General features: G+C 39.1%; 17 protein-coding genes. 7 read left to right on the forward strand and 10 right to left on the reverse strand.

Annotated elements, in window-relative coordinates:
• Positions 1 to 5 precede the first annotated feature (5 nt).
• Together R9C00_07800 and R9C00_07805 are read left to right on the forward strand one after the other, a co-directional pair.
• Positions 6 to 3,881 carry a PAS domain S-box protein gene (locus R9C00_07800; protein WPO37350.1) on the forward strand — a complete coding sequence of 1,292 codons (3,876 nt, stop codon included), beginning with the start codon at positions 6 to 8 and terminating at the stop codon, positions 3,879 to 3,881.
• A gap of 119 nt (positions 3,882 to 4,000) precedes the next feature.
• Positions 4,001 to 4,342: a response regulator gene (locus tag R9C00_07805; protein WPO37351.1), complete on the forward strand. Its 342-nt coding sequence runs from the start codon at positions 4,001 to 4,003 to the stop codon at positions 4,340 to 4,342.
• A 79-nt stretch (positions 4,343 to 4,421) separates the two neighbouring features.
• Here R9C00_07805 and R9C00_07810 read toward each other — a convergent pair whose 3' ends face one another.
• The 3 genes from R9C00_07810 to R9C00_07820 all read right to left on the reverse strand — a co-directional run bounded on the left by R9C00_07810 (position 4,422) and on the right by R9C00_07820 (position 7,176).
• Complete coding sequence (locus R9C00_07810) at positions 4,422 to 5,612, reverse strand: M15 family metallopeptidase (protein WPO37352.1); 1,191 nt, start codon at positions 5,610 to 5,612, stop codon at positions 4,422 to 4,424.
• Positions 5,613 to 5,672: 60 nt separating this feature from the next.
• Positions 5,673 to 5,870 carry a hypothetical protein gene (locus tag R9C00_07815; protein WPO37353.1) on the reverse strand — a complete coding sequence of 66 codons (198 nt, stop codon included), beginning with the start codon at positions 5,868 to 5,870 and terminating at the stop codon, positions 5,673 to 5,675.
• Between the two features lie 364 nt (positions 5,871 to 6,234).
• Positions 6,235 to 7,176, reverse strand: a complete 942-nt coding sequence (locus R9C00_07820; GenBank protein WPO37354.1) for a hydrogen peroxide-inducible genes activator — start codon at positions 7,174 to 7,176, stop codon at positions 6,235 to 6,237.
• 480 nt (positions 7,177 to 7,656) lie between these two features.
• Here R9C00_07820 and R9C00_07825 point away from each other — a divergent pair, with 480 nt between their 5' ends.
• Together R9C00_07825 and R9C00_07830 are read left to right on the forward strand one after the other, a co-directional pair.
• On the forward strand, positions 7,657 to 8,733 hold the full coding sequence (locus tag R9C00_07825) for a sensor histidine kinase (protein ID WPO37355.1): 1,077 nt from the start codon (positions 7,657 to 7,659) through the stop codon (positions 8,731 to 8,733).
• Between the two features lie 13 nt (positions 8,734 to 8,746).
• Positions 8,747 to 9,478, forward strand: a complete 732-nt coding sequence (locus R9C00_07830) for a LytTR family DNA-binding domain-containing protein (GenBank protein WPO37356.1) — start codon at positions 8,747 to 8,749, stop codon at positions 9,476 to 9,478.
• A 61-nt stretch (positions 9,479 to 9,539) separates the two neighbouring features.
• Here R9C00_07830 and R9C00_07835 read toward each other — a convergent pair whose 3' ends face one another.
• Positions 9,540 to 10,526, reverse strand: a complete 987-nt coding sequence (locus tag R9C00_07835; protein ID WPO37357.1) for a glycosyltransferase family protein — start codon at positions 10,524 to 10,526, stop codon at positions 9,540 to 9,542.
• A gap of 359 nt (positions 10,527 to 10,885) precedes the next feature.
• Here R9C00_07835 and R9C00_07840 point away from each other — a divergent pair, with 359 nt between their 5' ends.
• Positions 10,886 to 11,452: a heme NO-binding domain-containing protein gene (locus R9C00_07840; GenBank protein WPO37358.1), complete on the forward strand. Its 567-nt coding sequence runs from the start codon at positions 10,886 to 10,888 to the stop codon at positions 11,450 to 11,452.
• A 233-nt stretch (positions 11,453 to 11,685) separates the two neighbouring features.
• Positions 11,686 to 13,044, forward strand: coding sequence for a Gfo/Idh/MocA family oxidoreductase (locus R9C00_07845; GenBank protein ID WPO37359.1), 1,359 nt, complete (start codon positions 11,686 to 11,688; stop codon positions 13,042 to 13,044).
• A 64-nt stretch (positions 13,045 to 13,108) separates the two neighbouring features.
• Here the strand turns inward: R9C00_07845 and R9C00_07850 are convergent, their stop codons facing one another.
• From R9C00_07850 to R9C00_07860, 3 genes are all read right to left on the reverse strand, one after another.
• Positions 13,109 to 13,861, reverse strand: a complete 753-nt coding sequence (locus R9C00_07850) for a LytTR family DNA-binding domain-containing protein (GenBank protein ID WPO37360.1) — start codon at positions 13,859 to 13,861, stop codon at positions 13,109 to 13,111.
• Positions 13,858 to 16,776 carry a histidine kinase gene (locus R9C00_07855; GenBank protein WPO37361.1) on the reverse strand — a complete coding sequence of 973 codons (2,919 nt, stop codon included), beginning with the start codon at positions 16,774 to 16,776 and terminating at the stop codon, positions 13,858 to 13,860. The genes R9C00_07850 and R9C00_07855 overlap by 4 nt, the downstream gene beginning before the upstream one ends.
• 184 nt (positions 16,777 to 16,960) lie before the next feature.
• Positions 16,961 to 19,780 carry a hypothetical protein gene (locus tag R9C00_07860; protein WPO37362.1) on the reverse strand — a complete coding sequence of 940 codons (2,820 nt, stop codon included), beginning with the start codon at positions 19,778 to 19,780 and terminating at the stop codon, positions 16,961 to 16,963.
• A gap of 159 nt (positions 19,781 to 19,939) precedes the next feature.
• Between R9C00_07860 and R9C00_07865 the strand changes: the two genes are divergently transcribed.
• Positions 19,940 to 20,203 (forward strand): hypothetical protein, encoded by a 264-nt coding sequence (locus tag R9C00_07865; protein WPO37363.1) that lies wholly within the window; start codon positions 19,940 to 19,942, stop codon positions 20,201 to 20,203.
• A gap of 517 nt (positions 20,204 to 20,720) precedes the next feature.
• Here R9C00_07865 and R9C00_07870 read toward each other — a convergent pair.
• From R9C00_07870 to R9C00_07880, 3 genes are read right to left on the reverse strand one after another with little or no spacing between them, the layout of a single operon-like run.
• On the reverse strand, positions 20,721 to 21,629 hold the full coding sequence (locus tag R9C00_07870) for a helix-turn-helix transcriptional regulator (GenBank protein ID WPO37364.1): 909 nt from the start codon (positions 21,627 to 21,629) through the stop codon (positions 20,721 to 20,723).
• The gene (locus tag R9C00_07875) at positions 21,616 to 21,975 is read right to left on the reverse strand and encodes a DUF4345 family protein (GenBank protein ID WPO37365.1); all 360 of its coding nucleotides are present in this window, start codon (positions 21,973 to 21,975) and stop codon (positions 21,616 to 21,618) included. The genes R9C00_07870 and R9C00_07875 overlap by 14 nt, the downstream gene beginning before the upstream one ends.
• Positions 21,975 to 22,892, reverse strand: a complete 918-nt coding sequence (locus tag R9C00_07880) for an alpha/beta hydrolase (protein ID WPO37366.1) — start codon at positions 22,890 to 22,892, stop codon at positions 21,975 to 21,977. The genes R9C00_07875 and R9C00_07880 overlap by 1 nt, the downstream gene beginning before the upstream one ends.
• Between the last annotated feature and the right edge of the window lie 232 nt (positions 22,893 to 23,124).

Here is a 23,124-nt window from a genome sequence, read left to right on the forward strand (position 1 = left end):
ATTTTATGTTCTTGAGGAAAAATGAGGATTTATACCGCCAGTTAGTTGAGCACTCATCAGATGTGCTTTGGTTGTATGACGTGGAAATAGAACGTTTTATGTATGTAAGTCCTTCTATTTTTGAATTATTAGGGTTTACACAAGAGGAATATCTGAGTTTATCAATTACCGAAATTGTAAGTCCTGAGTCTATCAACGATTTGCGTAAGGCATTTGCTAATTGTTTGGCAGAGTTTTCGGCTACGGGATTAGCTCAAAAACATCTGTTAGGATTAGTTTTTTTAGATAAAAAAGGACAGAAAGTAATTGTTGAAATAGAATTTTCTAGTAAAGAAGATCTGTTAACGCAGAAGGTAGAAATAGTGGGGTCTACCCGTGCAGTTACACTTGAGAAAGAATCAGAAAAAGAGCTGCGAAATACTGAGTTTCTAGCTGAAGAAGCTTATAACCTGACTAAGATAGGACTTTGGGAATACTTGGCTGATGATCAAGTTTTTAATGCTTCTCCCGAATGGTTACAAATCTATGGGTTCCAAAAAGAGAGGTTTGATGGTACAATTGAAGCAATTTTAGCTATGATCCATCCTGAGGATAGGGAGCGAGTTTTAGCCCAAACCCAAGAGGCATATACAAAAAATCGACCTAGTCCTTCAACTTTCAGGATTATCACTCCTAGTGGCGAACTTAAATACTTGAGAAGTGTCGGTAAAATGGAGTTTAACGATCAAGGCGATTTGGTCAAGAACATTGGTTTCGTGCAAGATATTACCGAGCAAATGCTTGATAAGATAGGGCTTCAGGAAAAGTATGAGGAATATGAATCGCTAAATGATGAGCTTCAGTGTAAAAATGATGAGCTTTTAGCTGTTCAGCGAGAACTGGAAAATACCAATTTTGTGCTTTCTACTAGAGAAGAGCAACTACTAAATGCAAATAAAGAGTTGGTTGAGTCCAATGAAAGGCTTGCAAAAGCGGTAAACGAAGCGAAGAAAACTGAACAAAACCTTGCAATTGCCCAGAGTTTGGCCAAAGTAGGTAGTTATGAATTGGATGTTGCTAACGATATCTGGCTTGGGTCTAAAGAATTTTGTAGGATTTTTGGTTTTGACTACGGCGCTGAATATAGGTTAGATGATTTCTATAACTGTATTCACCCAGATGACCTGGAGTATGTGAAAGAAGGGTATGAGAAGGCAATTGATGGCGAAAAAAACTTTGTGTTTGAATATAGGGCATTTCGTAGAGGTACAGGTGAAGAACTCTTTATAAGTTCTGTGGGGCAAATAGTATACGATAAAATGGGTAGGGCATCCAAGGTGCTTGGTACAAAGCAAGATATGACCGAACAGAAGTTGATAGAAAAAGAGCTGGAGCAAACTCAAATGCAGTATACAGATTTTATCAATTATTCAAATGATGCTGTCGCCTATTGGAAAGTTCCTGAAGGGTTTAGGATAGATTGGCCTTTGAGGAAGCAGATATACATGTTGTACGAAGTTGAACTTCTGGATTGTAATAGGGCATTTTGGGCAAATTTCGGAAGGTGCAGCAAAGAAGAGCTAATAGGGAAAAAATATATTGATCTGGTAAAAAAGAGAATCTATGACGAGAATTTTTCAAAGTTTATTAAAGGTGATTATAGTTTAAATAATGCAAAGGTGCATGTGACCTTTGCTGACAATAAAGAGTACTTCGGGTTGGATAATTGGTATGGAGTGACTTCCAATGGGTTGCTTACCCATTTTTGGGCGACTTCAAAAAATATAACAGAACAAAAGCTAGCTGAACAGAAACTCCTATTTCAAGAACAGTCAATCAGGAAAATTATAGTAGAAACTTCGGTTGAGAAGGGCAAGGGGTATTTCGATAAACTTGTTTTACTTCTCAATGAAATCATTCAAGCTGATTATACATTTATAGGAAAACTTACGGGGGAAAGGTTTATCGACACAATTGCTTTGTGTAATAAAGATAAGATAATGGAGAATCTTACGTACGATCTAAAAAACACTCCTTGTGACAATGTATTGGATGATTTGCGATCATGTGTCTTTCCTGATAATGTAACTAGTTTGTATCCTGATGATCAACTGTTGGTTGATATGGAAATAGAAGGATATACTGGAGTGTCCATCTTTAATAAAGAAAATAAACCTATTGGTATTTTAGTATCGCTTTTTAAAAAGACGATCGATGACACAAATTTTATAGCGTCTCTATTAGAGCTATTTGCTGTGAATATAGGTACGGAGTTGGAGCGAATGGAAGTTGAAGAGTCGCTCAAAACCAGTGAGGAAAGGCTTAGAAATTATTTTAACTTGGGCTTAGTAGGCATGTCTATTACCGCTCCCGATAAAACATGGATTGAGTTTAATGATACGCTCCATGAAATGTTGGGATATACCCGTGAAGAGTTTATGGAGCTTAATTGGGAAGCATTGATTCATCCCGATGAAAAAGCTAAAATGCAGTACTACAACAGAGCCTCAAGAGGAGAAATAGATAGTTTCGATATAGAGCGGCGGTTTGTCCATAAAGATGGAAGTACGATTTATACTGAGGTGTCAACGAGTGCTGTTCGGAATGAAGCAGGAGAAGTGGAATATGTGATCGGCTTAGTTCATGATGTTACTGAACTTAAAAAATCTACCCAGGCATTGGTAGAAAATGAAGAGAAACTCAAAACTCTATTTGGGGCAATGACCGATATTGTATCCTTATATGAGTTGGTTTATAATGATCAAGGAGAGGTAATAGATTATAGGCTGATCGATTGTAATGATGCATTTATAAATAGTCTGCATTTGGGTGATAAAGATCCGAAAGGCGAGTTGGTTACAGAATTGCACGGTTTGGAAAAACCTTCACATATAGAAGAATATAGCCGTGTAGCCTTAACGGGTGAAAGCTATAATTACACCATTTTTTATGAAGCAATTGCAAGGCACTTTATAGTTTCGGTCGTTTCACCTAAAAGGGAGCAATTTGCCATAGTGGCCAAGGATATTACCGAAATAAAAGAGATTCAGGAAGAGCTTGAAAAACATAAAAACGAGCTGGAGCTCTTAGTAAAAGAGCGAACGGAAGAACTTCAAGCTTCTTACGAGGAATTGTTTCAAGCCAATGAGTCCCTCACATTTCAGCGGGATGAGATAGAGCATGCGCTGAACCAGCTTAGGGAGACACAAGCTCAGCTAGTGCAAGCTGAGAAAATGGCATCTTTGGGGGTATTGACAGCTGGTGTTGCCCATGAAATCAACAATCCTCTTAATTTTATTCATGGCGGGATAACTGGAGTAGAGTACTATGTGAAGGAGAATTTACCTGAACACTATGAGTCTCTTCAGCCACTTATAAGTGGGGTGAAAACAGGTGTGAAAAGAGCTGCAAATATTGTTGCTAGTTTGAGCCAGTTTAGTAGGAAGGACTCTGATAAACATGCGGCTTGCGATATTTATCATATCATAGATAATTGCTTGGTGATGTTGGAGAATTCTATTAAAAATAGGATTGAGGTTGTGAAGGATTTTACAAAAACAACATTTAACTTGGTAGGAAATGAAGGGAAGTTACATCAAGCGTTCTTAAATTACCTTTCAAATGCAGCTCAGGCTATAGAAGATAAAGGGGTAATTACTATTTCTACCGAGGTTGTGTTTGACAAACTGGAAGTGACCATTTCTGATACAGGCTATGGGATAAGCAAAGAGAATTTGCCTAAGGTAACTGATCCATTCTTTACCACCAAACCTCCTGGTAAGGGGACAGGTTTAGGAATGTATATTTCTAACAAAATAATAGATGAACACGGTGGTGAGATCATCATACATTCAAAAGAAAAAGAAGGTACGCAGCTAAAGGTAGTATTGCCTTTGGATTAGGACAATGTACGGGTTCTGGAACAAAGCCACGCCGTGGGACACTTCAAGAATTATTGAATAATAGCTTTTTAAGCCCTATTTATTGTTTTATTATGAGAAAAGATATAACAATTCTTTATGTGGACGATGAACCAGTAAATTTATTGATTTTCAAGACTTTACTTGGTAGGGAGTTTACAATTGTGGATGCCAATAATGGAGTGGAAGGATTGCAGAAAATAAAGGAGCACCCTGAGGTATCTGTGGTGGTTAGTGATTTGCAAATGCCTGTAATGGATGGTCTGCAATTTATAGAAAAGCTAAAGAAAATTCGTCCAGAATTACCTTGTTATGTCATGACTGGTTTTGAAAAAAACGAAGATATATTGAACGCAATAGCAAAAAAACTAGTAGCTGGTTTTTTTGCTAAACCATTTGATGACAAGGATATAATTAAAGAAATCATGAAGGCGGTCAAATAATATGTCCAATTAATTTTGACGACAAACCCCAAGTAAGAGGTGTCGACTCTTACTTGGGGTTTCTTTTTTTTTTCATACATCAAGCCCAGCCCTTATCTCTGGCTTCTTGCACGTGCAAGTGCCTCGCCAACCATTTGTCTTTGTCCTTGTTTAGGTGATCGTCGATATGAATAGGGTCAAAGGGGGTGAAATCACCTCCCCATCTCAGCATCGGATCTTTTCTAACATCTTCAAAAAAAGCATTTGCCTCAGGCGGAAATTTTCGCAGCTTCATGTCATTGTATCGAAGTAACTTCGTAAAACCTGGACCATATTTAATATTGAAATCTATGGCGTGCCCAGCCATATGGTTTGACATCCTTGCAGGAGTAACCACCGCACCTGCTACACGTGAAGAAGTACGGAAAGAGCTCGTGATCAAGAGCTTAATATTGTTCTTCACCAAATAGCTATGGATTCGCTCCAGTGCTGGAATGAAATCGATATCGCACAAGATCTGCTTTCCAGTGAAGTGGGTATTGTCATAGGTGACCAGTGCCGATTGGCTCACTTTTACCTCGCTAGTCGCTATTGGCGTTTCTGTTTCTTTCCAAGTAGGAGGAGGGGTTTCCTTTAGTGTTTCTATCTCAGTTGCTTTTACGATAGGTTTGGACTGCAAGTGGATACTTTTTCTTGTTTTGTACCACTCTTTTCCAAACCCAAAGGCAAGCTCTTTTAACAGAGATTTTGCCATTTTTCTGTCAAAAGTATTCCCATCGCCTTTAAAGCCTCTGTAAATTGAAAAAGCTTGTACAGCGGCGCAAGTGCAGTTTCCATAATCACCATCGTTTTGATATTGGTCCCACTTAAGCTCTGCTCCATAACCAACTTCGTTGAGCAAAGTTTGGAGCGAGGAAATAGCCGGTTTGGCAGAAGAGCCTTTGGTGTAGATCATGCTCACGGTCTTATTTTTCATGTCCCCATAAAGCATCTGCATTTCGTCCAGAATATCGTAATGGTGGAGGAGTACCTTTGCCAGTTGCTCGCTTATCGATTTGCCATCCGACCAAATGTTGTTTTTCTTGGCAAATGACTTTACCGCTTTTTCGGTACATTTGTCATACACACCCGTAGCGTTTGTTTTAGCCCATTTGAGTTCTTTTCCATAGCCCAATTCAAAGAGGATGAGCTGTAGCTCTTGGATAGCTTCCGAATTGCTGCTTCCAACGCAAAGCGCTTTTTCTATGGTTTTTTCTTCTAGTAAGTTTTGAATAATAAGTTCGTGAGTCATAGGATTCTTTGTGTTATAGGTGGTGAATGTTTATAATATTTGATCACGTAAAAGTGGGATTTAAGTTGTTGTAAATGAATTGAGCAGAAGTTGGTTTGTCTGCTCAATGTCTTCGCTCGCAATGTTTTGAAGATCGAACCTATTTTCCTCATTAAAATGTGTATAAATTATCAAGGTCGAATCTGATAGCTCAAAACCCGTGATTTCAAACCAGTTAATGGATTTGTCTTTGAATGAGTTTAGTTTGATTATCAACATATTTTTGTTCCAGTCAATGTAGTTTTTGTGAAAATACCTTTTAAAGAGTTGAATCAGCAATAATGAAAACCCTAAAGCTCGTATTTTAATACTTAAAGAGGAAAATGTTTTAGGTAAAATAAAAGAAAGCAATAGGACTATTGATAGTGCTTTTATAATAGAAGTTTTTATGGGGTTTAACCCTTCAAAATGAATTCTAGCCATGTTTTGTTTTCTTATTCTATTTGAAAGAAACGAATTTATTAGAATAAAGTACAAAATACATTTGGTCAATCAAAATGATTTCTGAATGAGAGAAGCTATCTTTTCAAGATAGCTTCTTCTCTGGTTTATTATCAATCTGTGATTAAAATATTCAAACAAATCACCCTTTCCACTTAACTATATATCCTTTTTCCCTTCCCAGCATCTGCTGTCCCACCGATTTTTTTATATGATGCCCCAAAGCGTGTAGTAACCGGCCCTTTGCAAGGTTTCTTACTGTTACCAGACTGATCTCTCTCAAAGGAACTTCTCCATCAAAATGCTTTATCCTGTTTTGCTGGTGTTCGGGTACTTCAGCGGCTGCTAGCTCGGGAAGTAAGGTGAACCCGCCTTGTGTATCTACCATTTTCCTCAGTGTTTCCAGTGAACTACCTTGGTAGCTGAATGAGCTTCCGTTGTGGAGCGAATCGTAGTTACAAAGCTTGACCGTTTGCGAATGGAAACAGTGTTCATCGCTTATGAGCCAGAGGTCTGGTTGTAAAAGTTGCTCAGCCTCAACTTCATCACTTTTAAAAAGTGGGTGTTTGGGGTTAGTATAAACCATTATTTCTTCGTAAAAAAGAGATCTTTCGAGTATCTCGTTATCATAAAAAGGCGTCGCCATTACCCCGGCATCCAATAGGTCTTTTTTTAACTCACCTACGATTTCCTCGGCTATAATTTCCTTCACTTTCAGAGAAACTTTTGGGTGCTTTTTTACAAAACTATTGATGAGGCGAGGTAGAAGATACGGGGCTATGGTAGGCAAAATTCCTATTTTTAGTTCTCCAGAAAGCTCTTCGTCATGGCTCTTTACTATTTCGTTGAGCTTCCGTGCGTTGCGAATAGTAATTCGTGCTTGGTCTATGATTTCCCTGCCCACATCCGTGGGGATTACCGGCTGGCGGCTTCTGTCAAAAATAGTTACCCCAAGCAAGTCTTCCATTTTTTTTACCTGCATGCTCAAAGTAGGCTGGGTCACAAAACAGCTTTTGGCGGCAGTAGCGAAATGCCTGTGGGTATCCACGGCAACAACATACTCTAATTGGACAAGTGTGATCATATGTGTTTTGTTAAATTAACACTGGTATTCAAAAAGTGAGTAACTGTTTTCCAACAGTATGCGTATAGTTCACCTTTCCAACTGAGTTGCATCCAAAAAAGGAAAACAATAGTGGCCACATACTTCTTTTTTAAAGAAAATAAACTTCAGCTAGGTGAGATTATTACCTATTCGCTAATTCAGAGTAAGAGTTGTTGAAATGAGTTTTGGGTTATTGCCAAAACTGAGTTGAGTTTTCCAGAGTCGTTAATTTTTGCAAGAACACAAACATAACAAAAGCATAGATGTTTTCTATAGAATGCTAATATCTAATTGCTCAAGTTGATGTAGTCTAGTTTCATAACTGAAGAAGTTGGTAGAAGGTTTCCTTACTTTGGTTGAAAAAAGTTTGTGATCATAGCGGAAGGACTTAGATTTAATCTTACTTATAAAACTAAAGGGGCGCACGTGCTTGGTTATACAATAACTCGAAAAAATTTATTGGTTCATTTATATTTTTGGATAGCATTTCTGGCGCTGTTCACCTTTTTTTGGTCGGGTAGGCTAACGTTAGAAGAAGCATTGTTGAGAGGTACCGTACTTACGCTTTTCCAAATGATATTGGTGTACACCAACTTGGCTTTTTTGATGCCCAAGTTTTATGAAAGACAAAAATACGGTTTGTTTATTATCAGCTCTATTCTCCTTATCCTGATCTTGTTTTTGTTGTTCAACTTTGCGGATTTTCAGGTAGCAAAGTGGGTATTTGATATTCCTGATCGTCCGCTCCGAGGACCAAAAGGAGGCGAGCGTGAAGCGGTTGATGCTCTTAATTCTTTTGCTAGAAAAAGGGGGAATGACATGTTTAAGATGGCGATGCGTACCAGGTCTCTGTTCAATGTGAGCTTGTTTGTGTCCCTTTTTGTGATAAGTGTGGCATACAGGCTTTCGCAGATAGCAGCGAAAAAGGAAAAAGAAGCAGTACTGCTCAGAAATGAAAAACTGGATGCAGAAATGAAGTTTTTGAAATCGCAGATTAACCCACATTTCCTTTTCAATGCCCTGAATAATGCCTACACGCTCTCCTATATAAAGTCGGACGATGCCCCCGATGTGATTTTGAAGCTATCGGATATTTTGCGTTATATAATTTATGATTGCAACGCAGATAAAGTACCTTTAGAGAAAGAGGTTACCTATATCAAAAACTATATTGACCTTCAGAAAATTAAGGGAGAAAATTCTGAAAATATAAAAGCAACTTTTAAGCTGCAAGATACTTCGCTCATGATAGAGCCCATGTTGTTGATTCCTTTTATAGAAAACAGTTTCAAGCATAGCCACATAGAAAGTTCTGACAAGGGATGGGTTGATATGGTGTTGAAAGTAACAAGTGAAAAGCTTGAGTTCGAAATAAAAAATAGCTTGCCCGAAACAGAATTTACGAAAGATAAAGTGGGGGGGATAGGTCTTGAAAATGTGAAAAAGAGACTTTCGATGTTGTACCCCGACAGTCATCAGCTTGTTATCAAAAAAATGGACGGGCAGTTTAGCGTGTCAATGCAAATTAGGTTTTAGAAGAAAGTGAAGGATGGAAAAATTGAAATGTTTATTGGTAGATGATGAAAAACTAGCGCTTACACTGCTGGAAAGCTATATCTCCAAGTTGTCAAACTTGGAAGTAGTGGGCAAGTTCCAAGATCCGCTCAAAGCCCTTGCGCTCCTCCAAGATACAGAGGTCGATCTCATGTTTTTAGATATTCAGATGCCCAATCTTACCGGGATAGAGTTGCTCCAAACACTGCCTTCCAACAAAAAACCTTTGGTGGTTTTCAGTACTGCATACGCAGAATTTGCTCTCGATGGCTACCAGCTAGATGTGGTAGATTACCTTCTCAAACCATTTCCCTTCGAGCGTTTCCTGAAAGCGGTGAACAAAGCTTCTCAACTAATAGAATTGAAAAGAAAAGCTGGTAGCACAGAAGGGGGAAATACGCGCCAGGGTAAAAATTTCATGCTTGTAAGGGCAGACCACCGAATCTATAAACTTCAATTTGATGAACTTCTTTATGTAGAAGGGCTAAAAGAATATGTCTCTTATTTTACAAAAAATGAGCGAATCATAGCACTCGAGTCGCTTAAAAAACTAGAGACTATTTTGCCAACCGATCAATTTATGCGCATCCATAAATCGTACATAGCTTCGGTGAGGCATATAAAAGCCATAGAAGGAAGCCAAGTAGTGATAGGCGATAAATTGCTGCCCATAGGGAAAACCTATAAGGAAGCAGTGATGAAAAAAGTGTTTGCAGGAGAGTCCTGAATGTAAGCTTTTTTGCATTCAATCGTCTTTGGTGCTTTTTGTCTTGATAACCTTGAAAAGGCTATTTTCCATGCTTTTGAAGTAATTCATCAATTATTTGCTCGGTTATGTCAGGGTAGTTTACTCTCACTCCCTCAGAGGTTTCTAGCCATTCTTCTATTTTTCCATCTACTCCCGCTAGGCTTTGCAAAACAGGGACGCCCATTTGTTCCAGTGCAGCCGCATTGCAGTGTTGTTCATATTGGTTTTTCATGGGAATTACCATGAGTTTCTTTTCTAAGAACAATGCTTCGGCTGGCGTTTCAAATCCAGCGCCACAGAGCACACCCATGCTGGTAGTCATACTTTTTATAAAACCATCATTGTTCACTGGTCTGATGCTCACATTGCCAGTTTCTAGCGGTTTTTTGTTATGCTTGGAAAATACTTCCCATTTTGCCGCAGGAAACTTACCCAATTTTTCTACCAAGGTTTGGTCTCTGTAAGAGGGGAGGTACACCGTGTAATGCCCTTTGTTTTCAGGATGTAGTTCACGGATTTGTTGGCGAATTACAGGGGTATAAATTTGCTTGTCGAAGGTATCGAAATGGAAGCCATAATTGGCGGTGGTGGGAGCATAATTACTCAAAATGGCTTTGCCTACTGGGTCAAACTTTTGGGGCTTGGGGGTTTTAGGTGAGAAAAGAGCACACTGGTGGCTCAGGCTAATACATGGAATGTTTTTCAGTTTGCAAGCCCAAGCAGAAACAGGTTCAAAATCATTGATAACCAAATCATACTTTTCTACAGGGATCTCTTTTATTTCCCCATAGAGTGTAATTGGGCTGACACTGGTAACTGTTTTTAGCAGATCCACTCCGCCAGATTTGCCAAAAATGAAGCTCAGCCCATTGCATCGGTACTTTACTTCGAAGGGCAAGTCAACGTCGGCTTGGTAGCCACTTACTAACAAATCGAGCTCTCCTTTTTTTTGTAAAATTGGTACAATATCACGAGCTCTGCTCAAGTGGCCATTTCCCGTACCCTGTATCGCATAAAGAATCCTCATTTTCCTAAAAAATTAGTTGGGCAATAAGCATTGCTCGAAACTTGTTTTTTTACAAATAACCTCTGTTTTTTTCATATTCTCAAAAATGCACTTTTTTGACTCAAACCAAGAGGTATAAAGTGAATATTTAAAGAAGGGAAGTTAAGGTATTGTGACGAAAATAGTGGGGAGGGCATGATCGGTTTTCAGTAGTAAGTATTTGTAAAGTGGGGAAAAAGAAAATAGCGACTATACTAATGTGGCTAGTATTTTGATAGATTTTTTATAAAGGTTTGTTTAGATAAGTTTTAAAATACGGCTATTAAACAAAACGTTTTGGAGTAGCAATTTAAATAAACATAATATAAAGATCATTAGGTATGAAGTCAGTAATCCCATTAGCAATTAAAGAAACGTACGAAAAATATTTTGGATCAGAAGATTGGGGAATAGTTCTTCAAAAAGCTGGATTCGACCCAAAGACAGTTTTCTTTAGCCATAAAAACACAGAAGACAAAGAGGTAATGGCTTTGTTGAAAGCGGTTATGGACCATAAGGGTTTGACCATAAATCAACTTTCAGATGTTTTTGGTGATTACTGGGTGAATGATTTTGCTTCCCGACACTATTTTGCTTTTTATCAAAGAGCTAGCTCTGCCAAAGATTTTTTAATGAAAATGAATGATGTTCATGATAAAATTGGAGCAAAAGTGGAAGGGTCAAAGCCACCAAAATTCACATTCAACGAGCTGCCAGATGGAGCAATGGAAATGGGATATATTTCCGAAAGAAACTTGATTGATTTGGTAGTAGGGCTTGTAAAAGGAGTAGGGAAGAGGTTTGGAGAAGAAATCAAGGTTACTAAATTAAGCTCTAGTCTTTTGAGGCTCGAGTTTTTAGGGAAAATTGAAAAAGAAGCTGTTGGAGAAGAGTTGAAAGAAGGTTAAGAAATAAACGAGGTAAACCATTTTCCACCTAAGATAGAGGATATAGACCATAAATACTTGGTCTATATCCTTTATTTTTAAGTACCTATTTCATCAAAAAGAACTCGCCTGCCTCGTAGCCTATTGCAATTTTGTTTACAAAGGAGGTTTTGAAGCTCATTGCCGAAATGTGATTGTTTTTGGTATCTTGGTCATACAACAATTACATTTTCACATTTACTCTATTTAATGAAATGAAAAACAACCTCACAAGACGGAATTTTGTAAAAAAAACGGCTGCTGCCGGATTAGTAGCTTCCTTGGGTACGCCCAATATTTTATTTGGAAAAGATGACAGGAAGGTGCGTCTTGCTTTTATAGGCACTGGAATGAGGGGCAGGAACCATGTATCATTAGCGGCAATCAGAGATGATGTGACCATCACCGCCATTTGCGATATCGATCCGGAAAGCGTTGAAAAAGCAAAGGAGATCATCAAAAAAGCGGGAAAAAAAGAGCCGGCGGTGTATGGGAAAGATGAGTGGGATTTTAAAAATATGCTAAACCGCGATGATATAGATGGCGTGATCATCGCTACGCCTTGGCTGTGGCATACCAAAATGGCCGTAGCGACCATGAAGGCAGGGAAATATGCAGGCGTGGAAGTTTCAGCAGCCAACACCCTTGCCGAATGCTGGGATTTGGTAAATACCTATGAAGAAACGGGGATGCCTTGCATGATCTTGGAAAATGTTTGTTACCGCCCCGATGTGATGGCGGTGCTGAATATGGTGAGAAAGGGAATGTTTGGAGAATTGATCCATGCGGAATGTGGCTACCAACACGACCTGAGGGGAGTGAAGTTTAACGATGGGAAATCTGCCTATGGCAAAGGGGTAGAATTTGGGAAAAAAGGGTATTCGGAGGCTAAATGGAGAACCTTGCACTCGGTAAATAGAAATGGTGATATTTACCCCACGCATGGAATTGGACCCGTGGCAGAATACTTGAACATAAATAGGGGAAACCGTTTTGTTTCCTTGACTTCCACCGCTTCCAAAGCGAGGGGGTTGCATAATTATATTGTGGAAAATGGGGGAGAAGACCACCCAAATGCCAAGGTCAACTTTAAGCTTGGAGATGTGATTACTACAGTAATAAAAACAGCCAACGAAGAGTCCATTATTGTTTCCCACGACACCAACTTACCTAGGCCGTATGCACTAGGTTTCAGGGTGCAGGGTACAAAAGGAATTTGGATGGATGTGAACAAATCTTTGCACCTAGAAGGGGTAAGCCCGGCGCATAATTGGGAAAGTACCGACAAGTATTTTGAGGAATATCAGCATCCGCTGTGGAAAAACCATGCAAGCAAAGCAGAAGGCGCTGGCCATGGCGGCATGGACTGGTTTGTGGTTCATGCTTTTGTAGAATCCATCAAAAGAAAAGCCCCAACCCCAATGGATGCCTATGATGCCGCTGCTTGGAGTGCCATCACCCCACTTTCAGAAATGTCTATTGCCGATGGCAGCGACTCTGTCGATTTCCCAGACTTCACCCGTGGCCAATGGATGACCAATAAGCCGATTTTCGCATTGGATGGCGAGTATTGAGAAATTTTGTTTATAAGTGAAATTTGCCCAGCAAGGCAAGCCTCGCTGTTGAGGGAAGGTAGTTCTACCAAAAAATATCATGAATTACTTTTAAGAACTCCTTTTTTCTAGACTTGGAAATAGGTACAATTTCCTCATTTTCCATGATGATGTAGCCAGTTTCTGTGTTCGATAGCTCTTTAATGTATTTGAGGTTTATTAAGAAAGACCTATGACATCTGAAAAATAAAGATCGGTTTTCTAGTTGTTCTACAAAGAATTTTAGAGGCTTGGTAATCAGTGTTGTATCTTTGTTTTTCAGGTAAATTTTGGTGTACATGCCATCGGCTTTAAGCAAGATGATATCATCATGTGCCACAAACAAAACCCCACGCGGAACCTCTAAAGCGATTTTGTTTACGGACAGCTGCTGTATGTTTTTTTGGAGAATTTCGAGACGAGAATTCAATTCATGTTTTTGGATCGCCTCTTCTGCTTTCTGTACCGCGGTTTTTAGCTCATTGATATCGATAGGTTTGAGGAGGTAGTCAATGGCTGATAATTTGAAAGCTTCAATTGCATATTCATTGTATGCAGTTGTGAAAATGATTTGGAAGTTGACAGGTCCATCAAAGAAATCGAGGATTTGCAAACCATGTATTTTAGGCATTTCAATGTCCAAAAACACGATGTCTGGCTTTTCTTTTTTTATCAGCTGCACGCCTTCCTCTAGGTTAGAAGCTTCCAATATCTGCTGGATAGATGGGCAGTTTTCGTGTATGAGGTGAGTGAGGAGATGTCTCGCTTTTTTTTCGTCATCTATGATAATACTGTTCATCTTGTTCTCTGTTCAATGGGTATAAGGATGCTGACCAAAGTACCTTTAGGTTCTTTTTTTTCTATTAAATCTTTTATTTCTACTTTGATATGGGTTTTATGGCTAGCGTTATATAAGTCTATACGCTCTTGGTTGGCTTTGGTAGCAAAAGAAGCGGGTCGGTTTTTTTGTTGGTTTATTTTTTTTGACATTTCTCTACCTATCCCATTGTCTTCCACGGTGCAAACAAGCCTATTGAGGTTTTCGTCCATGTAAAAATTCACCTTCAGCAACCTGTTGTTTTTTTTGTGCAAAAGCCCATGTTTAATAGCATTTTCTACATAAGGTTGTATAAAAATAGAAGGTACCATCAGGTAGTTGGTATTGAGTTTTTTGTCAATATTTAACTCATACTCCATTTCTTCCTCAAAGCGTATTTTTTCAAGCTCCAGATAAAAGGTGAGGGCATCTATTTCTGACTTTAGGGTCACTTCATTTTTTTGGCTATGCTCTAAGTACATACGAATGAGACGTGAAAACTTAACTAGGTACGAGCTGGCAAGCTCTCTTTCGTTGTGGATGATGTAGTCTTGGATAGAATTGAGTGCATTGAAAATGAAATGAGGGTTCATTTGAGAGCGAAGGTTCTCAAGTTTTAGTTTACTCAGCCTTTTTTCTTGAAGCAGCTTGTCGTATTCTACCATCTGTTTCTTTTCGTGCCTCCTCACTTTCTTTTGGAAATAGAATACTAAAGAAATACTCAAAAATGATACACAGAGGGTAATGAACCACCACTCTTTCCAAAAAGGGATTTTGATTTTGATGTCGATTTGCTTAGTGGTGCTACTTTCTTTGTTTACCCCCATAACGGTTTTTACCTTAAAAGAATAGCTTCCTGCAGGTAAGCTATTGTACTTCACAAATGCAACACCTTGTTGTGTTTTTTGCCAAGTGGTATCGAAACCCTCTAATTTATAGGCATATTTTAAGTACTTCCCTGATTGATACCCATTGGCATGAAAGGAAAATGCTAAGGAGTTTCTGTCATAAGGCAGGGTAAACTCTTTATGGAGGGTAGTGTCTTGGTCACCTATGGTCACTTTGGTGAAGTACACTTCAGGTATTTTTCTGTTTTTGAACAGACCTTGGAAATAGACAGGGATTGTATATAGGTTTTTGCGAGAGGAAAAAACTAACAAACTATCAGTGAAAGCCATGCTTGTGATAAAGTTGTTTAGTCCGTCTTGTTGCGTAAGGGTTGCTACCTCGCCAGATTCCATGTCTATTTTTTGCAGTTGGTTTTTAGAGCTTATCCAAATAGAGTTGCCTACCGAGCAAAGGTTAGAGATATCCTTGCCTACTAGCCCGTCTTTTTGGGTGAATGTTTTTGTTACCTCGCCATCTGTTATTCCAAGCAATCCTAAATGACTGTTTGCTCCCCATATAGTACCATCTTTTGTTTTTACCAAGTGTGTTGCTTGGAAAGGTTCGCCTTTGAAAAAAATAGGAGAGGCATTCCATAAGCTGTCATACTTCATCAATTGGTCGATATATCCAATATAGGTAGTGTTGTTTTTCTGGTCGCTTATCACCGAATAAGGACGTTTGTTTTCTATTATTTTGGTAGAGGGGCTGGGGGAATATATATTTTGATAAAGTAATGCTTTGTTGTAGGTAAGGTAAACTATGTCTTGTCCTATAAGCTCAAACCCTTTAGCTACGGCAAAACGGTTTCCTTCGTCCGTTAGCTTACGAGTGGTAAGGTTGTATGAATAACTCATACGGCTGTTTGTGCTTATGAACAAATGCTGGGTGGAGGGGTCGTAGAGTATTCTGTTCACACTTTTAGAAGATACCAAATCAATCGTTTGGGCAGAATTTGTTTGAATATTTAGTAAATATATCATGCCGTTTGTAGTACCTACTGCCACGTTTTTTTTACCAATGTATTCTAAGCACGATATATTCCCCTCTATCCCTAAGTTGGGCAACTGTTTGATGTGGATGTTGGGAATTACATATATTCCATTTTGGAGGGTGGTGAACCAATAATTCCCATCTTGGTCTTTGAGCATATCGCTCACAATGTCGTCGGGGAAATAGGTTGATTCTAGTATCCAGTTTTGATTGTTTTCTGTGCGGTATACATACACTCCATTGCTGGTGGCAAACCAAAGTTTACCATCTATCTCCTTTACACGGATGATTTTTGATACAGAAAGTAATTCCTTGAATTCCTCCAAGGGTTTTTCATTATTATCTTCAAGCTTGAAAAAACTGCGATGCTCTCTTCTTGAAAAGGTAATAAAAGATGTGTTTTGGTAGGTAAAGAAAAGAGCAGTTGCTCGTAGTTTTTCTTCCCTATAAGAGCCCTCTAGTTTTAATACATGATGCTGATTAAAGGAATAAAAGTCCCCATCGTAGTCGAGGATATATATTTTTTGTCCAACCTTTGCCGAACTGGTTTTGGTTGTTTTACAGAAAAATACTCTTTTTTCGGTATCAATATCAAAAACAAGTATTCCTTCCGACCATACTACATACAGCTCTTTCTCAATTATGTATAGGTCGGCGAGGCTTCCCTTAAGTTCCTGGTGTAGGTCGGCAAATTCTTTGAGCGAATCGCCTTGTGTGTACAAAACCTGCCCGTGGAGGTTTACGCACCAAGTCCGTCCTAAGCTCTCGTCTCTTACTAAAGAAAAAACGGATAACCCTTTTTGATTTTGGCTTGTAAAGTGCTTATACTCTTTGCCGTCGTATCGGTAGAGTCCGCTTCTAGAGGCGAACCAAAAGTAGCCTTCTGCATCGTTTATGATATCATAAAATTCTATATCGGGCAAGCCATCACTTTCAGAAATATTGATAGAAAGAGGGTGTTGGCAAAAAACGGTAGAAAGTGTTGCTATATGTAGCACAAAAATGATTATGAGCTTCATGGGTTCAAAAATAGATATTTGGCCTAAAATAGCAGAACAATTTCCCCGAATAGTCTGTAAATGCATTTAGACATAAATAGAGGATTAGTAAAAAAAGAGGCCGCCAAACGGCAGCCTCTTCGTGGATTGATTCAACCTTGGTATTGCTTGGTTACGAGTAGTTTTTTATGGAAAGATGTGATTTTTAATCACAATCTGTAATGCTATAACTTGCAGATGCGTCTTTAACCCAGCCATTATACGGAACAGGCATAGCATCTACTTTTATACAAGTTAAATTTGGATTATTTTGAAGCTGCATTCTCGTCATGTTACCATTGTTTCCATTGGCAATATTTACAGAGGTAAAACTATTTGAATGGCCTTTGAAATCAACTAATTGAGTTAAGTTTGATATATCAATAGTAGTTAAGTCATTTGATTCAATGAGAAGTTGAGTGACTTTTGTGTTATTTGATAAATCTATTGATGTCAAATTGTTACCAAACAAACTAATCCCAGTAACATTGATAAAGTATTCTATTCCTGTAACATCTGAAATTGAGCTATTTGTTGCAGAAAGAGTTCCTGTAAAGTTTGTTGCTTCAGACTCTGTGATCTCATTATCGTCAATTGTGTTAATAGCTGAATTAGCAAGTAACGCATTTTTAAAGTTAGCATCAGGAATATTGATCACTGCATCAACATAACGTACATTGATTGTTAGGTTTGCCGATTTTGATATTCCGTTGCCATCGGTAACAGTAAGAGTACCTGTTATGGTCGGGTTTGTTTCATAATCGAATAGTGAAGCATCATCCACATATATATTGACCAATCCACCAAATGGCGTAAGTGTTGCCGCATTCGGGTGTGACAAATTGCTCAATACGTAGGTCAGGGTGCCATCAACACTTTGATCGTAACCCGGTACCATTATCTGCGTAATAAAATCACCTGATTCAGGGTTTTCATTTATTGACGCCCAAATATTTTCTGATAACGTCCACTGACCTCCTTCAGTTACATCGTTCAAATTGATGGTGATGTTTGCAGAGTTTGAAGCTCCGTTCGCATCAGTTGCCGTAACCGTTGCCGTGATAGTAGGGTTGGTCTCATAATCGAAAAGAGAAGCATTATTTACATGTACATACATTACCCCAGTTTGGCTAACGAGCTTCAGTGCTGTTGCAGGAGACACGTTTGAAAGCGCATAAGTAATCATTCCATCATTGACTGGATTATATCCTTGCAAGGATAAACTACCTAGTTCATTTTCGGTAGGGTTTTCGTCAATAGTCACTTCAAAGTCGTTGACTGTCCAACTTGCTTCAGCTACATCGTTCAAATTGATGGTGATGTTGCCAGTTTGGGTATATCCGTTTTCATCGCTGATTTGAATTTTCGCCGTAATGGTCGGGTTGGTTTCGTAGTCGAAGAGAGAGGGATCTTTTACAGCCAAAAAGATTTTTTCCTCAAAAAGCTCAATTGCACCAACTGGCGATTCTTCTATCAATTGCATGGTGAAATTTTCCGAATCTTTATCAGAATCGAACCCTACTAATTCAATTCTTCCTAACTCGTCGTCATCTTCTCCAGGGTTTTCATCTATGGTCAGTTCAAAATCTGCAATGGTCCAGCTTGGCCCTTCATCTACATCATTCAAATTGATCGTAATATTTGCTGTTTGAGAGCCTCCGTTCGCATCGGTCACACGCACTTGGGCAGTAAGCGTTGGGTTGGTTTCATAATCGAATACGGCTGGGTTTTCTACAATTATAGCACTCCCTGAATTCCAGTCCATTCCAAATGCCGCAGCCGGTTCCTGGTTGATAAGCTCGTACGTAACCTCATATATGCTTCCATGAACTGTAGGGTCAAAGTTCTGAAGAGAGATGTATCCTAATGCGGTTGAAGCAGTTGGGTTTTCGTCTATCGTTTTGGTAAGATCGGTAACAGACCAAGTTACCTCATACACATCGTTCAAGTTGATAGTGATATTACCCGTTTGAGTGTATCCGTTTTCATCAGTGATTTGAATTTTCGCCGTAATGGTTGGGTTGGTTTCAAAGTCGAAAAGAGATGGGTCTTTTATTGTCAAATAGATTTTATCCTCATAAAGATTAATTGCACCAGCTGGCGATTCCTCTATCAATTGCATGGTGAACTTGTCCGAATCTTTTTCAGGGTTGAACCCTACTAATTCAATGCTTCCTAGTTCGTCGTCATCTTCTCCAGGGTTTTCATCTATGGTCAGTTCAAAATCTGCAATGGTCCAAGAAGGCTCATATACATCGACCAAGTTGATGGTAATGGTTGCCGATTGTGTATATAGTTTTGAGCTACTTACCTCAACTGTCGCTGTAATAGTAGGGTTGGTTTCAAAATCGAATAATGCTGTGTCTTTTACAGTAATGATTCCCTCTTCGCTAATTTGTAAAGCTCCAGATGGGCTTTCGTTGCTTAGCGCATACGATAGTGTTCCATCAACAGCCTCGTCATAGCCTTCTAGTTTGACAGTGTCCAATGTGGTTTCGGTAGGGTTTTCATCAATTGCTAGCATAATTTCGCTTACTGTCCAAGTTCCTTCATATACGTCTGTGATGGTGAGGGTAACAGCAGCGGTCTCGGAAACGTCTCCAGCTGTGGCCTTGATCACGGCGCTGATACTTGAGATTGTTTCATAATCGAGCTCGATGTCTTCGTTCAACATGAGATATTCTCCTGAAATAGAAAGCAAATTTTCTATCGACTGGGAAACGACCGTATAAGTTACGGTCACATCCGATCCGTCTGAAGAACTGACTGTTAAGTAGTCTGAAAGCTTGGCAAGTTGCAGGCTTCCAGTTCCAGAAGGCTCATAAACTTCTGGAAGGCTAAGGGCGATGTCGTCTAGTGTTACGGTTATTTCACCTGGCAAAGGTTCATCATCATCTGAGCATGAGGTTATAACAAGTCCCATGAACAGGCTTAAGAAGAAGATGTGTAGTAGATTGAATTTCTGCAATACGTTTACTTTCTGCATTATGTATAATTTTTAATTAGAGAATAGTGCGAAAGTATAGCTGCTAACTATAGCTAGTTTGGCTTACTTTCTGAATGGAGGGGTTGAGTTTCCGAACAGGCGGTTTCTCTTGCTAAAGGATTTTGGCTTTAGAAGTACTTGAGCCAAATTGCACCTGCGATGCGGCGATTATTTTGTTCAAAGTTGCCATCGGTTAAGAATACCCGACCCGTAAGGACGGGAGTCGTTACACGAAACAAAGCAAGTGGCAAGGTTGCCAGCGGTGACGCTGGAACTGAAGTAATCGGATCGTTGAAGCGGCCAAATGGGAGTTCGAAAGGACATCACGAAGTGAGAAACTGGACACAGAGGCTATTAGAACTGGGCGTCCCCGTCGGCGAAGTCCAAAGCCCTGGCTTTAGATTAGGGACAGTGCCGAAATAGTAGATTCAGCAGGGATAGATACAAGCCACCGTGGCAGCGGGATATTCACCTTACCGAGAGGGCAGAGCGTAAAGAAATTGTCTAGTAGACAATTTTAGCGATGAGCTGTAGGGGAGGGGATTCTGGAAACGGAGCTGAGAAGTCACAGGGACGCCTGCCGGCAGAGGTCATAGTACCCGATCGGGAAACGAGCTGCCAAAGAGAGGCAGAGGACTCACGGGAGAGGGAAGGGCTGAACGTTGAGTTGCCCAAAATTCGATAGGGAGGCTATGCTAGCCCTATCTTAAACTACGGCAAAGGTATAGTTGGTGTAAAGAGCGACTATGCTATGCTTGACGAACCGCCCAGTACGAGATCAGGGACGCCTAGTCCGTACGCTGGGTGGTGTGACCGGGCTGGCGTTCCAGGGGCGCACTGGCTACCGATTGGTAGCCAGCCGTCTACTCGATTAGAAGTGTGTGGCTTTCTGTTATCTGCTGTGTCTGCTGAAAAAATAAAAAAGTTGGGAAGGATAAATTTAATTAAACGATTGTCTATACTTCAAAGGCGATATTTCGGTTTTCTTTTTAAAAAGTCGGTTGAACGATTGTGGTTGTTCAAAACCTAATTCATAGGCAATTTCGCTTACGGATAAATTTGTCGTTAAAAGTTTTTCTTTTGCTTTTTCAATGAGTTTTTCGTGAATGTGTTGTTGGGCGTTTTGTCCCGTCAGCAAACGCAACATATCGCTTAAATAATTTGCGGAGTAATTGAGTTGATTAGCTAAATATTCAACTGTTGGTAATCCGCTATTTAAAGTTTCTGTGTTACTAAAATAATCGTTCAAAAGTTCTTCCATTTTTGCAAGCAAATTATTGTTTACGGCTTTTCGGGTAATAAATTGGCGTTCGTAAAAACGATTGCAATAGTTCAATAGCAAATCAATTTGCGACAGAATTATGTCTTGTGTGTGTTTGTCAATATGCTGGTATTCTTTTTCTATTTTTTGAAAAATATCAACAATATTTTGCTCTTCCCGTTGCGAAAGGTGCAATGCTTCATCTAGGGAATATGAAAAATAGCCATAATTTTTGATTGAGCTTTGCAATGGGTGTTTTTTCAAAAAATCAGGATGAAAGATTAATACATATCCTGTTCCAATGGTTTCATAAACATTGGTTGTATCTACTTCAACAGTTTGGACTTGTTTAGGTGCAATAAAAGTCATTGTTCCCTTATCAAAGTCATAATATTGTTGCCCATATTTTACTTTGGATTGGATATTATTCTTCAGAGAAATTGTATAAAAATCGGTAGAAAAATGTTGCCACACATCAGAATTTACAGCGTGTATTTCTGAAACCAAAACCACACTTACCAATGGATGCAAAGGCGGTGGAATGGAAAGTAAACGATGAAATTCGGATAAAGAATTAATTGTCTGCATATATATATAAAATTCCAAAGATGATTAATGCAACAATTTCTATAGTTAGCCATAATAATTGTTTTGAAAAAAATCCGTCTAACACAAACCCGAATAATCTGGCAAAAACAATTCCCAGAGTCAGAAAAAACAATGAAGCAAACACCGTTTGTTTCCAATTACTCCATTGATTGAAAAAAATCAATAGAATACCCAAACCCATTAGAAAACCCCATTTAACCCGCATTTCAATTATTTGATATGGATTTTCTGGTAAAGGAATTTTGCTAATTAAGTTGGGCTTGTATGTTAGAACCCAACCTGCGATTAGTAAAACCCCTCCAATTATTTTCAGAAAAATTGTCATTATTCCTGTAAAAGATTTTCTTGAAAAAATGGAACTAATTCATCCAATGCTTTTGCTGTTGCTTCTGGTCCATCGTATAAATCATAATGACCCGCACCATTTACAACATGGATTTTTTTGTTTTTGGAAGCGGCTTTTTTGTATAAGTCAAAACCGTCTCTATATGAACCGAAACCACCAATTTTATTGCCTACAATAACCAACAAAGGTTGCGTAAGCAAAATTTCGGCAAGATGAAAAGCGTCAAACATTATTAAGTTCGCCATACTTGCAAAAAGCAATTTATTGTTTGAAGTAGGGTGTTCGCCTCTTGGCGTTCTGTAATAATCAATAGCTTCTAACATATCAAATTCGTTTATGCCTGCTTTTTTTGCTTCTTCGGAAGAATTGGGCGTCCAATTTGTAATCATTGGCTCTGCTCCGTTGGCTTCCGCAGTTCGTTGCGAGGAAACAGCTTCTAATGTTTCTAAAATATTTGTTTCTCTGAAGGCTCTGCCCATATTAATTCCTGAAACTGTTGCCACTGCTTTTATTCTTCTTTCTTTCAATGCAGCCTTTGCAGCGTAACCACCGCCTGCACAAATGCCCAATAAACCGATACGGTTTTTATCTACAAAACTTAATGTAGTAAGATAATCTGCGGCATAGCATATGTCTTCTACACGGATGGTTGGGTCTTCCAAATATCTTGGTTCACCACCGCTTTCCCCTTGAAAAGAAGCGTCATAAGCCAAAGCAATAAATCCTTTTTTGGCAAGTTTCCCTGCATACAAACCTGTGGTTTGTTCTTTTACGCTACCTCCCGGATGAACGCAAACAATAGCCGAATAATTTTGTGTTTCATCAAAATTGTCGGGCAAATGAAGATTGGCTACTGTGTCCCAATTTCTGTTTTTGAATTTTACTTTTCGCATCATTTTATTTTTTAAGTTTTACAATGCAAAATTTGTCATTCTTTAAAAAGTAAATGTTTCCAAATCAAGGTCATTTGTAACCAAATTGGGGTTGAGATGTGGAATTGTGTGGCTCGTGTCGTTTGGTGTCTTAATTTCGGGTGGGTGTCGCTTTACCATTACTGCCAACATTTGACAATATGAAACGGTTGGGTTTTCGGAGCGCGTTCGTATCCACCGTTGAAAAAGTTGGATT

Source organism: Flammeovirgaceae bacterium SG7u.111 (genome assembly GCA_034044135.1).
GTDB lineage: Bacteria > Bacteroidota > Bacteroidia > Cytophagales > Flammeovirgaceae.